This window comes from Bradyrhizobium sp. RDM12 (assembly GCF_051917485.1).
Lineage (GTDB): Bacteria > Pseudomonadota > Alphaproteobacteria > Rhizobiales > Xanthobacteraceae > Bradyrhizobium.
Genome location: NZ_CM133064.1, coordinates 1,428,749 through 1,441,410, shown reverse-complemented (window position 1 = coordinate 1,441,410; position 12,662 = coordinate 1,428,749). Strand labels below are relative to the sequence as shown.

At 65.1% G+C, this 12,662-nt stretch carries 12 protein-coding genes and 1 pseudogene; 10 read left to right on the top strand and 3 right to left on the bottom strand.

Annotated features, from left to right (window positions below; translation table 11 throughout):
• Window positions 1-23 precede the first annotated feature (23 nt).
• On the top strand, window positions 24-1,658 hold the full coding sequence (locus ACTGJ9_RS06830; RefSeq protein ID WP_456676448.1) for an alkaline phosphatase family protein: 1,635 nt from the start codon (window positions 24-26) through the stop codon (window positions 1,656-1,658).
• Between the two features lie 134 nt (window positions 1,659-1,792).
• On the opposite strand, the gene ACTGJ9_RS06825 is transcribed toward ACTGJ9_RS06830, so the two are convergent.
• Window positions 1,793-2,893 (bottom strand): Bug family tripartite tricarboxylate transporter substrate binding protein, encoded by a 1,101-nt coding sequence (locus ACTGJ9_RS06825; protein ID WP_456676447.1) that lies wholly within the window; start codon window positions 2,891-2,893, stop codon window positions 1,793-1,795.
• A gap of 64 nt (window positions 2,894-2,957) precedes the next feature.
• Between ACTGJ9_RS06825 and proB the strand changes: the two are divergent.
• Window positions 2,958-4,077, top strand: a pseudogene (gene proB / locus ACTGJ9_RS06820) (glutamate 5-kinase).
• A gap of 19 nt (window positions 4,078-4,096) precedes the next feature.
• Here proB and ACTGJ9_RS06815 read toward each other — a convergent pair.
• Entirely contained in the window at window positions 4,097-4,324 is a 228-nt protein-coding gene (locus ACTGJ9_RS06815; protein WP_456676446.1) for a type II toxin-antitoxin system RelE/ParE family toxin, read from the bottom strand.
• Window positions 4,325-4,382: 58 nt separating this feature from the next.
• Window positions 4,383-4,661 carry a type II toxin-antitoxin system ParD family antitoxin gene (locus tag ACTGJ9_RS06810; RefSeq protein WP_456676445.1) on the bottom strand — a complete coding sequence of 93 codons (279 nt, stop codon included), beginning with the start codon at window positions 4,659-4,661 and terminating at the stop codon, window positions 4,383-4,385.
• A gap of 193 nt (window positions 4,662-4,854) precedes the next feature.
• On the opposite strand from ACTGJ9_RS06810, the gene ACTGJ9_RS06805 reads away from it, so the two are divergent.
• From ACTGJ9_RS06805 to ACTGJ9_RS06770, 8 genes are all read left to right on the top strand, one after another.
• Window positions 4,855-6,150 carry a glutamate-5-semialdehyde dehydrogenase gene (locus ACTGJ9_RS06805; RefSeq protein WP_456676444.1) on the top strand — a complete coding sequence of 432 codons (1,296 nt, stop codon included), beginning with the start codon at window positions 4,855-4,857 and terminating at the stop codon, window positions 6,148-6,150.
• A 23-nt stretch (window positions 6,151-6,173) separates the two neighbouring features.
• Complete coding sequence (locus ACTGJ9_RS06800; RefSeq protein WP_456676443.1) at window positions 6,174-6,818, top strand: nicotinate-nucleotide adenylyltransferase; 645 nt, start codon at window positions 6,174-6,176, stop codon at window positions 6,816-6,818.
• Between the two features lie 213 nt (window positions 6,819-7,031).
• Entirely contained in the window at window positions 7,032-7,388 is a 357-nt protein-coding gene (rsfS, locus tag ACTGJ9_RS06795) for a ribosome silencing factor (RefSeq protein WP_456676442.1), read from the top strand.
• 105 nt (window positions 7,389-7,493) lie between these two features.
• Window positions 7,494-7,976 (top strand): 23S rRNA (pseudouridine(1915)-N(3))-methyltransferase RlmH, encoded by a 483-nt coding sequence (rlmH, locus tag ACTGJ9_RS06790; protein WP_148755144.1) that lies wholly within the window; start codon window positions 7,494-7,496, stop codon window positions 7,974-7,976.
• Window positions 7,977-8,007: 31 nt separating this feature from the next.
• Complete coding sequence (locus ACTGJ9_RS06785; protein WP_456676441.1) at window positions 8,008-9,363, top strand: murein hydrolase activator EnvC family protein; 1,356 nt, start codon at window positions 8,008-8,010, stop codon at window positions 9,361-9,363.
• Entirely contained in the window at window positions 9,360-10,721 is a 1,362-nt protein-coding gene (locus ACTGJ9_RS06780) for a S41 family peptidase (protein WP_456676440.1), read from the top strand. The genes ACTGJ9_RS06785 and ACTGJ9_RS06780 overlap by 4 nt, the downstream gene beginning before the upstream one ends.
• Window positions 10,722-10,862: 141 nt before the next feature.
• On the top strand, window positions 10,863-12,077 hold the full coding sequence (locus tag ACTGJ9_RS06775; RefSeq protein ID WP_456676439.1) for a divergent polysaccharide deacetylase family protein: 1,215 nt from the start codon (window positions 10,863-10,865) through the stop codon (window positions 12,075-12,077).
• A 64-nt stretch (window positions 12,078-12,141) separates the two neighbouring features.
• On the top strand, window positions 12,142-12,648 hold the full coding sequence (locus tag ACTGJ9_RS06770) for an RNA pyrophosphohydrolase (protein WP_456676438.1): 507 nt from the start codon (window positions 12,142-12,144) through the stop codon (window positions 12,646-12,648).
• The last annotated feature ends 14 nt before the right edge of the window (window positions 12,649-12,662 follow it).

Sequence of the window (12,662 nt, the reverse complement as noted above, 5' to 3'; positions counted from 1 at the left end):
AATCGAACGATGGAGCGACAAGCATGGCGCGCGCAAAGAACGTTCTCTGGATCATGTGCGACCAGCTTCGCTATGATTATCTCGGCTGCACCGGCCACCCCACGCTGAAGACGCCGAACATCGACGCCATGGCCAAGCGTGGCGTGCTGTTCTCGAAGGCCTACGTGCAGTCGCCGATCTGCGGCCCGTCGCGAATGTCGTTCTACACCGGCCGCTACATGCGCTCGCACGGTTCGCACTGGAACGGCTGGCCGCTGCGCGTCGGTGAGCCCACGCTCGGCGATCACCTCAAGAAAATCGGCGTGCGCAACGTGCTGGTCGGCAAGTCCCACATGGCGCCCGACCTCGAGGGCATGAAGGCACTCGGCATCCCGCCGGAATCGATGATCGGCGTGCACGTCGCCGAATGCGGCTTCGAGCCTTACGAGCGCGACGACGGCCTGCATCCGACCGGCCGGCCACGCCCGAAATACGACGAGTATCTGCGCCGGCAGGGTTTTGAAGCGACCAACCCTTGGGAGCATTGGGCCAATTCCGGCGCAGCGGAAGACGGCTCATTGCAGAACGGCTGGCTGCTGGTGCACGCCGATAAGGCCGCGCGCGTGCCGGACGAGCATTCCGAGACGCCCTACATGACGCGCCGCGCGATGGACTTCATCGGCGAGGCCGAGAGCGACGGCCGGCCATGGTGCCTGCATCTGTCCTACATCAAGCCGCACTGGCCCTACATCGCGCCAGAGCCTTACGCGAGCATGTATTCGACCGATGACATGATCCCGGTCATCCGCTCCGAGCGCGAGCGGCAAAATCCGCATCCGGTGTTCGGCGCCTATATGGACATGCGCTACTCCCGCAACATGGCGCGCGACGACGCCCGCGAGAAGGTGATCCCGACCTATATGGGCCTGATCACCCAGATCGACGACCAGATGGGCGTGCTGATGAAGTTCCTGGAGGAACGCGGCCTCATGGAAACCACCATGATCGTGTTCACCTCCGATCACGGCGACTATCTCGGCGATCACTGGATGGGCGAGAAGGATCTATTCCACGAGCAGTCGGCAAAAATCCCGCTGATCGTCATCGATCCCTCCACCGAAGCCGACGCCACGCGCGGCACGCGCAGCGATGCGCTGGTGGAAGGCATCGATCTCGCGCCGACCTTCGTCGACTATTTCGGCGGCAAGGTGCCGGGGCACATCCTCGAAGGGCGCTCGCTGCTGCCGCTGCTGCGCGGCCCGACGCCGGACGATTGGCGCAAGGTGGTGTTCTCCGAATACGACTACGCCATGCAGGATGTACGGTTGAAGCTGAACCAGCCGATCGAGCGCTGCCGGCTGTTCATGGTGTTCGACGGCCGCTGGAAATACATCCACGCCTCCGGCTTCCGCCCGATGCTGTACGACCTCGAAACCGATCCGGACGAGTTCTTGGATCGCGGCGACGACCCCGAATGCGCCGGCGTTATCGCGCGGTTACAAGCCGAGCTGTTCGACTGGGCGCTGCATCCCAACGACCACATCACCACGCCGCGCGAGAAGATTGCGAACTATGCCGACAACCAGCTCCAGGTGAAGGGCGGGATTTTGATCGGCGTGTGGGATGAGGCGGAGCTTGCGTCGATCAAGGACGGAATCGCGCAGCGCGCGAAGATGTAATCCTCTGGTGAGGAGGCGCGACAGCGCCGTCTCGAACCATGGAGGCCCCCGCTGCGACAGCTCGGCCTTTCATCCTTCGAGACGCGCGCAAGAGCGCGCGCCTCAGGATGAGGGGATAGAGTGCGCGGCGCTTCTCAATTCTCGATCTTGTACCCCGTCGCCTTCACGATCGGCTGCCAGAACGCCGTATTCGCTGCGAGCTCCCTGGTCAGTCCATCCGCTGAGCTGCCGACCGGGATCAGGCCGATCGCCGTCAGCTTCTGCTTCACCTCGGGCCTGGCGAGCGCAGCACTCGCGGCCACGCCGAGCTTGCTCGCAAATTCCGGCGGGCTGCCGGCGGGAAGCCACATGCCGTACCAGGCATCCGCGACGAGATCGATGCCGCTCTCCTTCAGTGTCGGAACGTCGGGCGCGAACGGCGACCGCTCCGGGCTCGAAACCGCAATAATCTTCACGCCCTTGGCGCGATGCTGCGGCAGCGCATCGGCCAGCGTGGTGATCCCGAAGGAAATGTGGCCGCCGATGATGTCGTTGAGAATCGGCGCGCTGCCACGATAAGGCACGCGCGTCAGCGGAATGCCGAGATCCTTCTCGAGCTTGGAGCCCATGAAATGCGGAATGGTGCCGTTGCTCGGCACTCCGAACGAGGTCTTGTCGGGATGCGCCTTCAGCCACGCGACGAACGCCTTGAAGTCAGCGGCATCGACTGCCGGGCCGATCACGACGGCGAACTCGAACCGCGCAAGCAGGGACACCGGCACGAAATCCTTCGCCGTATCGAAGCTCGGTGCCGTCTCCACCATCGGCAGCAGATACATGGTCGGCCCCGTCGTCACCAGCACCATGCTGCCGTCGGGGCTAGCACCTTTCACCGCCTTGATGCCGATCAGACCGTCACCGCCGGTGCGGTTCTCGACCACGAGAGTCCGTTGCAGCAGCGGCGCCATCTCCTGCGCGATCAGCCGGCACAGCGTGTCGCCACCCGCCCCCGCCGCGAACGGAAAGATGATTTTGCTCAGCCCGGCCTGCGCTTCCGCCTCGCCCGCCAGCGTCAGCAGCGGCAGCCCCAGACAGCCGGCCATGAATTTGCGGCGATCCATACGTCCCCCCTTCCAGCCCATTTGGTTGGAGGCCATTAGAGCCAGCCTGGCACGCGGCACAAGGCCGACATTGGTGCCGTTTACCGCGCCGGCCGCCTTGCGCCGGCCATCGTCCTGCTGCAAAAGCAGCCCCATCGGCGCCGCCTTGCGCTCCGCCGTTTCCCGAGCAATTCGTCCCGTAGCGCCAGCACATACACAGATGGCCAGCCCCGAACTCAGTCAATTCCGCCGCATCGTCGTCAAGGTCGGTTCCGCGCTGCTGGTCGATTCCGACAAAGGCGAGGTGCGGGCATCGTGGCTCGCCGCGCTCGCCGACGACATGGCCAAGCTGCACAAGGAAGGGCGCGACGTCCTCGTGGTCTCCTCGGGCTCGATCGCGCTCGGCCGCAGCCGCCTCAAGCTGCCGCGCGGGCCGCTGAAGCTCGAGGAGAGCCAGGCTGCCGCCGCCGTCGGCCAGATCGCGCTGGCGCGGATCTGGTCGGAGGTGCTTGGCGCGCATGGCATCGACGCCGGACAGATTCTGGTGACGCTGCAGGACACCGAGGAGCGCCGCCGCTATCTCAATGCCCGCTCCACCATCGGTAAGCTTTTGGAATGGCGGGCGATCCCCGTCATCAACGAGAACGACACGGTCGCGACCAACGAGATCCGCTACGGCGACAATGACCGCCTCGCCGCGCGCGTCGCCACCATGGCGAGCGCGGATCTGCTGGTGCTGCTGTCGGACATCGACGGGCTCTACGATGCCCCGCCGAAGAACAATCCGAACGCCAAGCTCATTCCTGTGGTCGACAGCATCTCCTCGGAGATCGAAGCGGTGGCGGGAGACGCCGAGTCCGAACTGTCGCGCGGCGGCATGCGCACCAAGGTCGAGGCGGCCAAGATCGCCACCACCGGGGGCACGCATATGCTGATTGCGTCCGGCAAGATCGAGCATCCGCTGCAGTCGATCGCCAATGGCGGCCGCTGCACCTGGTTCCTGACACCTGCCAACCCCATCACGTCGCGCAAACGCTGGATCGCGGGCACGCTGGAGCCCAAGGGCACGCTGACCATCGATGCCGGTGCGGTGACGGCGCTGCGCGCCGGCGCCAGCCTGCTGCCGGCCGGCGTGATCAAGGTCGAGGCCAGTTCGCCCGCGGCGACGCCGTGATCGTCCGCGGCCCCGACGCCAGCGAAGTCGGCCGCGGCCTGATCGCCTACGACGCCGAGGTCGCCGAGCGGATCAAGGGCCGCTCTTCCCGGACGTGATGACCATCCTCGGCATCAGCGGCCGCTCGGAGATGATCCACCGCGACGATCTGGTGGTGGGCGGGTAAGCGCCAGCAAGTCCGCCAACTATTGCATGTCGTCTGGGCCGATATCCTGGCGGCCGTGCATCACGCGAATGATCTCGACTCCATCGGGCAGCGGGACATAGAAGATCACGTAATTGCCGGCGCGGAAGCTCCGCAGGCTCGCGCGCAATTCTCGCCGTTCGCGGCCAGCCAGTGGATTTTCCAGGAGCATCTCAAAAATCTCGCCGATGCGCGCAATCTGCTTGTCGGCCGCCTGAACGCTATCCAACGCAATGAAATCCCAGATCGAATCGAGATCCTGGTCGGCTTGTGGAGCTTTGCGGAATCTATTTGGCACGTTTGCGCGCGGCCAGTCGCTGCCGTCCCCGCGCCTTGATGTCGTTCATCCACTCTTTGGGATCGACCTCTTCCGTCGGCCCGCTGTCAAAGCCCTTCTGGATTTCCTCCCGTAGCGCCTCCAGCTTGACCTTGCGCCGCTCCTCGCGCTCCTCGACCAAGCGAAGACCTTCGCGCATCACCTCGCTCGCAGTGGCGTAACGGCCGCTCTCGACCAGATCGTCGATCAGCCCCTCGAAATGCTTGCCGATGCTGTAGCTGCTCGCCATTGGGAGCTCCGTTATCAGATAATGATATTTATTGATATTCGAGCGCCCCGCAAGGATCGATCCGGCCTCCCAAACAACCAGGTCATTGACCGACTCGGCGGCGCCGGCCGGGCCCCTGCCATACCCGCCCCGCCCTTCGCAGACGCGGGATTTCCGTGCTAGGACACTGCCTTAGCAGAAGGTTGAACTCCCCATGGCCGCCCCCCTCAAAGCCGTTGACGGCAATGCCGATCTTCAGGCGCTGATGTCCGATCTCGCCACCCGTGCCCGCGCCGCCGCGCGCGTGCTGGCGCTGGCGCCGCCGGAGCAGAAGAACCGGGCGCTGGAAGCCATGGAGCGGGCGATCCGCGCGAACTCCGCAGCGATTCTCGCCGCCAATGCCGAGGACGTCGCCGAGGCGCGCGCCTCCGGCAATGCCACGTCCTCGTTCATCGACCGCCTGACGCTGACGCCGGCCCGTGTCGAAGGCATGGCCGAAGGCATCGCCGTCGTGCGCGGCATCGCCGATCCCGTCGGCGTCGTCACCGAAAGCTGGCAGCGGCCGAACGGCATGAGCATCGAGCGCGTGCGCGTGCCGCTCGGCGTCGTCGGCGTGATTTTCGAGAGCCGGCCGAACGTTGCCGCGGACGCGGGCGTCCTGTGCCTCAAGTCCGGCAATGCCGTGATCCTGCGTGGCGGCTCCGACAGTTTCCGCTCCTGCCGTGCCATCCATGAATGCCTGGTGCAGGGTCTGCGTGAAGCCGGCCTGCCCGAAGCCGCGATCACGCTGGTGCCGACGCGCGACCGCGCGGCGGTCGGCATGATGCTGTCGGGCCTCAACGGCGCCGTCGACGTGATCGTGCCGCGCGGCGGCAAGAGCCTCGTCGCGCGCGTCGAGCAGGACGCGCGCGTGCCGGTGTTCGCGCATCTCGAAGGCGTCAACCACGTTTACATCGACGGCAGCGCCGATCTCGCCATGGCGAAGTCGATCGTCCTCAACGCCAAGATGCGCCGCACCGGCGTCTGCGGCGCGGCCGAAACGCTGCTGGTCGATCGCACGGCGGCTGCGAAGACTCTCAAGCCGCTGGTCGAAATGCTGCTCGAGGCCGGCTGCGAGGTGCGCGGCGACGAGGCCGTGCAGAAGACCGACCCGCGGGTAAAATCTGCCAGCGAAGACGATTGGGACACCGAATATCTCGACGCGATCATCGCAGCCAAGGTGGTCGACGGCGTCGCCGGCGCAATCGCGCACATCCAGGATCACGGCTCGCATCACACCGATGCGATCGTGAGCGAGGACGACGAGGCTGCGAAGAAATTCCTCAGCGAAGTCGATTCCGCGATCGTCCTGCACAACGCCTCGACGCAGTTCGCCGATGGCGGCGAGTTCGGCTTCGGCGCCGAGATCGGCATCGCCACTGGCCGCTTCCATGCCCGTGGTCCCGTTGGTGCCGAGCAGCTGACGAGCTTCAAATATCGCGTTCACGGCACAGGGCAGACGCGGCCGTAAGGCATGGCGCGAGGCGTGGGGCATTGAGTAACAATTTCGTCGCGCCACGTTTCTTCGCGCAGGCCATACCGCCCTACACCGAAGGCATGCGCATCGGCCTGCTCGGCGGCTCGTTCAATCCGCCGCACCAGGCCCATCGCGCGATCAGCCAGTTCGCGCTGAAACGCCTTCAGCTCGACCGCGTGTGGTGGCTGGTATCGCCGGGCAATCCGCTGAAGGAGAACGGCAATCTGCATGAGCTCGGCGAGCGCATGCAGGCGGCGCGCGATGTCGCCAACGATTCCAGGATCGAGGTGAGCTGTCTCGAATCCGTCATTCGGACCCGCTATACTATCGATACGATCAACACCTTGCGCCGCCGTCTCAGCGGCTTGCGCTTTGTCTGGATTATGGGCGCCGACAATCTCGCTCAATTCCATCGTTGGCAGCACTGGCGGCGTATCGCCGACCAGGTGCCGATGGCGGTCATCGATCGCCCGCCGCAGAGTTTTCGTGCCCTTGCCTCGCCCGCGGCCCAGGCGCTCGCGCGCTATCGCCTGCCCGAGAACAAGGCGGCATTGCTTGCGGATCAGCCGGCGCCGGCCTGGGTCTTCCTGACCGGATTGAAGCTCAACCTCTCCTCGACGGGCTTGCGGAACCCGGACGGGAGCTGGAAAGGTACGAAGTGAGACAGAGTGTGCGGATTGAGGGGCTCTCTGGCATATTGAAACCCTTAACCCCACATGATGTAGTGTAACCCGTGAGGGGCGGATTCGGCCCTCGCGATACAGTGAAAGGAATGGTCCCTGGCCACATCTGTATTGTCCAAGTCAGCTTCAACGAAGTCTGTTTTACCCAAGGCTACGAAACCGACGCGTAAAACATCGACAAAAGCTGCAGCCTTGAAGGCGCAACCCGACGCCGACAAGACGCTGAGCCTGATCCTCTCCCGCCTCGACGACATGAAGGCGGAAGAGACGGTCACCATCGACCTTCGCGGCAAATCGGCATACTCCGACTACATGATCGTCACCACCGGCCGCGTGAACAGGCACGTTGGCGCGATCGCGGAGAACGTCGCAAAGAGCCTCAAGGAAACCGGCATCAAGAACATCCACGTCGAGGGCTTGCCCAATTGCGACTGGGTGCTGATCGATTCCGGCGATGTGATCGTGCACGTGTTCAGACCCGAGGTCCGTGAGTTCTACAATCTCGAGAGATTGTACACGCAGGGCCCAGGGGCCGCGAAAGCGATCTGACGCGATCTTAGAGGCGACTGGCCGATTTCGAATCGGCTGACGCGCATGCTAGCGTCGTGCGCGCGCGGATTGCGCGCGGTCCTGAACACACGACTCTGAAACCTCATGCGTGTTGCTGTCATTGCGGTGGGCCGGCTGAAGCAGGGCCCCGAACGGGAGCTTGCCGACCGCTATTTCGAGCGGTTCGACGAGGCCGGCCGCAAGCTCGGATTCCGCGAGCTCACCATCCACGAAATCCCCGAGAGCCGCGCGCGCGACACCGCGACGCGAATGACCGAGGAGGCCGCGGCAATCGCCGCGCATATTCCCGAAAAATCGATACTGGTGGCGCTGGACGAGCGCGGACAAAACCTCGATTCCACCGTATTCGCACGGCATCTCGGGCGCTGGCGCGACGAGGGCGCCGGTCATACTATCTTCGTGATCGGAGGGGCGGACGGACTTTCGCCCGAATTGCGCCGTAAGGCCAAGCTCGCGATCGCGTTCGGCTCTGCGACCTGGCCGCATCAAATGGTCCGCGTCATGCTTCTGGAACAGCTGTATCGGGCCGCCACCATTCTGGCCGGGCATCCCTATCATCGCGCGTGATTCGCGCCACAACGAGCACCTTGCCGACGAGATGCGAGCGCCGATCCTCAATTTGCTGCTGATTGCGAGCTGCGCCGGCGCAAGCGTCTTCGCTGAAGAAAGCCTCGCGCAAGCTCAGACGGCGGCACCGGCGCCCCAGACCGCGGCCATCTCGCCCGACGCCATCAAGCAGCGCGAGCAGGAGCTGGAAGCCGCACGCGCAAGCAAGAAGAGCGCGGAGGAGGCGCAGGCCAAGCTGAAGGCCGAGATCACCTCGCTCGGCCAGGATCGCACCCAGCTCAATCAGCAATTGATCGACACCGCCGCCAACGTCCGAACCGTCGAGACCAAGATCGACGAGGCCGAGGCGCGGCTGAGGACTTTGAACGGCCGCGAGCAGGCGGCGCGCGCCTCGCTCGATTCGCGCCGCGCCGATATCGTCGAGGTGCTGGCCGCCCTGCAGCGCGCCGGACGACGCACCCCGCCGGCGCTGCTGGTTCGGCCCGAAGATGCGCTGCAATCGCTGCGCACCGCGATGCTGCTCGGCGCCGTCGTGCCGGAATTGCGCAGCCGCGCCGAGAAGATCGCGGGCGAGCTCGGCGAGCTCGTGGCCTTGCGAAAGAGCATCGCCAGCGAACGCGACCAGCTCGCCTCCGACCGCGACAAGATCCGCAGCGACCAGACCCGGCTCGCCGCCCTGGTCGACGAACGGCAGCGTCAGCAGTCCTCGCGCGAAAAGGACCTCGACGCCGAGAATTCGCGCGCCATCATGCTGTCAAAGCAGGTCGGCGATCTCCAGGGGCTGATCGCCAAGATGGAGCAGGACCTGCAAAGCGCAGCCAAGGCGGCTGAGAAGGCGGCCGAGGCCGCAAAGCAGGCCGAGGCCAAGGCAGCGGCAAACGCGGCCGCCAGCGCCAAACCCGGGCCGGCCGCGTTCAAGGATCGCTCCCGGACCAGCCCGGCCATCCTGTTCGCCTCGGCCAAGGGGCTCCTGCCGTTGCCGGTTAACGGTAACAAGATCAGGGACTTTGGCGGTTCCGACGGGATTGGCGGGGTCCAGAAGGGCATTTCGCTGGCCACCAAGCCCGGTTCGCAGGTCACAACGCCGTGCGACGGCTGGGTGGTCTATGCCGGCCCGTTCCGCAGCTATGGACAACTCTTGATCCTCAATGCCGGGGGCGGGTATCATGTCCTGATCGCCGGGATGGAGCGCATTTCGGTAAACATCGGACAGTTTGTGCTCACGGGAGAGCCGGTCGCGACCATGGGGTCGACATCTCAAGTCGCCTCCATTCTCGCCACGAACGCGAGTCAACCTGTGCTCTATGTCGAGTTCCGCAAAGACGGCACTCCAATCGATCCAGGCCCATGGTGGGCCGCAAATGAAGGCGAGAAGGTTCGCGGATGATGCGCAAGACTTCAGTTATCCTCCTCAGCGCGGCCACCGGTGCGGCGCTGACGCTGTTCGTGACCCAGCCGCGCGCGGTGTTCATGGGCTCCAGCGCGCGAGCCGCGACCGCTGATACCTATCGCCAGCTCAATCTGTTCGGCGACGTGTTCGAGCGCGTGCGCTCCGACTATGTCGAGAAGCCCGACGACACCAAGCTGATCGAATCCGCCATCAGCGGCATGCTCACCGGCCTCGATCCGCATTCGAGCTACATGGACGCCAAGAGCTTCCGCGACATGCAGGTGCAGACCCGCGGCGAGTTCGGCGGTCTCGGCATCGAGGTCACCATGGAGGACGGCCTGATCAAGGTGGTCTCGCCGATCGACGACACGCCCGCCTCGCGCGCCGGCGTCATGGCCAACGACATCATCACCAATCTCGACGATGAAGCGGTACAGGGCCTCACTCTGAACCAAGCGGTCGAGAAGATGCGCGGCCCCGTCAACACCAAGATCAAGCTCAAGATCATCCGCAAGGGCCAGGACAATCCGATCGACGTCACGCTGGTGCGTGACAACATCCGCGTCCGTTCGGTACGCGCGCGCGTCGAGGCCGACGACATCGCCTATATCCGCATTACCACCTTCAACGAGCAGACCACCGAAGGCCTGAAGAAGGAGATCGCCAACCTCTCGACCCAGATCGGCGACAAGCTCAAGGGCTACATCATCGATCTCCGCAACAATCCGGGCGGCCTGCTCGAGGAGGCCGTCACCGTCTCCGACTCGTTCCTGGAGAAGGGCGAGATCGTGTCGACCCGCGGCCGCAACGCCGAGGAGACCCAGCGCCGCACCGCGCACGCGGGCGACCTCACCAAGGGCAAGCCGGTCATCGTGCTCGTCAACGGCGGCTCGGCCTCGGCGTCGGAAATCGTCGCCGGCGCGCTGCAGGACCACAAGCGCGCGACCATCGTCGGCACGCGGTCGTTCGGCAAGGGCTCGGTGCAGACCATCATCCCGCTCGGCTCGGGCAACGGCGCGCTGCGCCTCACCACAGCGCGCTATTACACGCCGTCGGGCAAGTCGATCCAGGCCAAGGGCATCGTGCCCGACATCGAAGTGCTGCAGGACGTGCCGGACGAGTTGAAGTCCCGCACCGACACCAAGGGCGAGGCTTCGCTGCGCGGCCATCTCAAGAACGACGGCGACGAGAAGACCGGCTCGCAGTCCTACGTTCCGCCGGATGCCAAGGACGACAAGGCGCTCAAGCTCGCCGACGATCTGCTCCACGGCATCAAGAACAGCGCCTCTGCGGCGCCGACGCCCGGCAGCGACAACAAGGGCGCGGCGACGGACAAGCCCAAAGCCGCAAACTAGGCGCGATCTGCGAAATCTGACGAAAAGGGCGGCTCCAGGAGCCGCCCTTTTTGCTTTGAACTGCCGACGTCCCCGGCCTCTCCCGGCCTGCCGCCACTTGACCCCGGCGTGGTATCGTCGGTGGAGTGATCGGGATCTCGCATGACTGAAACGGCCGATGATCTGAGCGCCCCGCTCGGACAGGACAAGCCGCGCCGGAAACGGCGGCTGCGGCTGCCGTTCACGGCCATGCAGGCGCTGGCCGTGATGCTCGGCCTGTTTCTGGTCGCCTTTGCCGGCTTTGCCATCTTCAACACGGACCCGCTCGGCGGCGAGCCGATGACGCGGCTCGCGATCCGCGAGCCGAAAGCCACCGAAGACAAGCCCGCCGCGGAGCCGGCCGGCCCCAGTGTGAATAAGCAAGAGGCCAAGCAAGCGCCGAACGAGGCGGCCGCGGGCGAGCACAAGACCGTCACCATGATCGACGGCTCGACCGGCGCGCGCCACGACGTGGTGATCGGCGCGGGCGACGCCGCCGACAAGGGTGAGGCAGCTTCCGCAGCGCCGGCCGTCATGGCCGGGATCGATCCAAAACTGCTGGAGAAATCCCGCTACGGCATGATCCCCGCGATCTCAGGCGATCTCAAGCCGTTCAATGTCTACGCAGCCGAGGCCGACCGCGCCAAGGCCGCGAAAATGCCTGTGGTGGCGATCGTGATCGGCGGCCTCGGCGTCGGCGCCGCCAAGACCACCGATGCGATCATGAAGCTGCCGGGCGCGGTGACGCTGGCCTTCACGCCCTATGGCGCCGATCCCGGCAAGCTCGCCGAGCGCGCCCGCGCCCAGCGCCACGAGATCTTCCTCCAGATCCCGATGGAGCCCTACGACTTCCCGGACAACGATCCGGGGCCGCAGACGCTCTTGACCTCGCTGACCGCCGACCAGAACACCGACCGCCTGTACTGGCACCTCAGCCGGATGCAGGGCTATGCCGGCATCACCAATTTCATGGGCGCCCGCTTCATCGCCACCGATGCGGCGATGCAGCCGATCATGCGCGAGGCCTCCAAGCGCGGGCTCGGCTTCTTCGACGATGGTTCCTCGCCCCGCAGCATCGCGCCGCAGGCCGCAGGAAGCCTCGCGGTGCCGTTCGGCAAGGGCGATATCGCGCTCGACGCGGTGCCGACCCCGACCGAGATCGACCGCGCCCTGAACAAGCTGGAATCGGTGGCGAGGGAACGAGGCGTTGCCGTCGGCACCGCCTCCGCGCTGCCTGTCTCGATCGAGCGGGTCGGCGCCTGGATCAAGACATTGAGCGACCGGGGTATCCTTTTGGTGCCATTGACAACCGCGATGCTGAAATCAAAATCCAGCTAAATCAAACAAGTGGTACGGCCGAGGCCCGACAGCCCGGCCGGCAGTACGCGAGGGGTTTGGCGGAATGGCGCGTTATGAGGATCTGCCCTACCGAACCTGCGTCGGTGTGATGCTGATCAATGCGAAGGGCCTGGTGTTCATCGGTCGTCGTGCCGGCGGCATCGAGCATGTCGACGACAGCCATGTCTGGCAGATGCCGCAGGGCGGGGTCGATCCCGGCGAGGACAATTGGGAGGCCGCGAAACGCGAGCTCTATGAAGAGACCAGCGTACGCTCGATCGAGCGGCTCGGCGAGGTTCCCGACTGGCTGATCTACGATATCCCGCGCACGGTGGCGGGGCGCGCCTGGAAGGGCCGCTATCGCGGGCAGCGCCAGAAATGGTTCGCGGTGCGCTTCACCGGCAAGGACAGCGAGATCAACGTCGAGAAACCGGGCGGCGGCGGCCATAAGGCTGAATTCGTCAGCTGGCGCTGGGAGCCGATGAAGAACCTCACCGAGCTGATCATCCCGTTCAAGCGCCCGGTCTACGAGCGCGTGGTGAAGGAATTTTCCGCACTCGCGGGTCACTAAATCGAATTGTCATC

Bases quoted from the DNA above. Each gene is read 5' to 3' on its own strand.
- ACTGJ9_RS06775 (WP_456676439.1), top strand. From the start codon at position 10,863: ATGACTGAAACGGCCGATGATCTGAGCGCCCCGCTCGGACAGGACAAG.
- ACTGJ9_RS06770 (WP_456676438.1), top strand. From the start codon at position 12,142: ATGGCGCGTTATGAGGATCTGCCCTACCGAACCTGCGTCGGTGTGATG.
- ACTGJ9_RS06785 (WP_456676441.1), top strand. From the start codon at position 8,008: ATGCGAGCGCCGATCCTCAATTTGCTGCTGATTGCGAGCTGCGCCGGC.
- rlmH (WP_148755144.1), top strand. From the start codon at position 7,494: ATGCGTGTTGCTGTCATTGCGGTGGGCCGGCTGAAGCAGGGCCCCGAA.
- ACTGJ9_RS06830 (WP_456676448.1), top strand. From the start codon at position 24: ATGGCGCGCGCAAAGAACGTTCTCTGGATCATGTGCGACCAGCTTCGC.
- ACTGJ9_RS06810 (WP_456676445.1), bottom strand. From the start codon at position 4,661: ATGGCGAGCAGCTACAGCATCGGCAAGCATTTCGAGGGGCTGATCGAC.
- ACTGJ9_RS06805 (WP_456676444.1), top strand. From the start codon at position 4,855: ATGGCCGCCCCCCTCAAAGCCGTTGACGGCAATGCCGATCTTCAGGCG.
- ACTGJ9_RS06825 (WP_456676447.1), bottom strand. From the start codon at position 2,893: ATGGGGCTGCTTTTGCAGCAGGACGATGGCCGGCGCAAGGCGGCCGGC.
- ACTGJ9_RS06780 (WP_456676440.1), top strand. From the start codon at position 9,360: ATGATGCGCAAGACTTCAGTTATCCTCCTCAGCGCGGCCACCGGTGCG.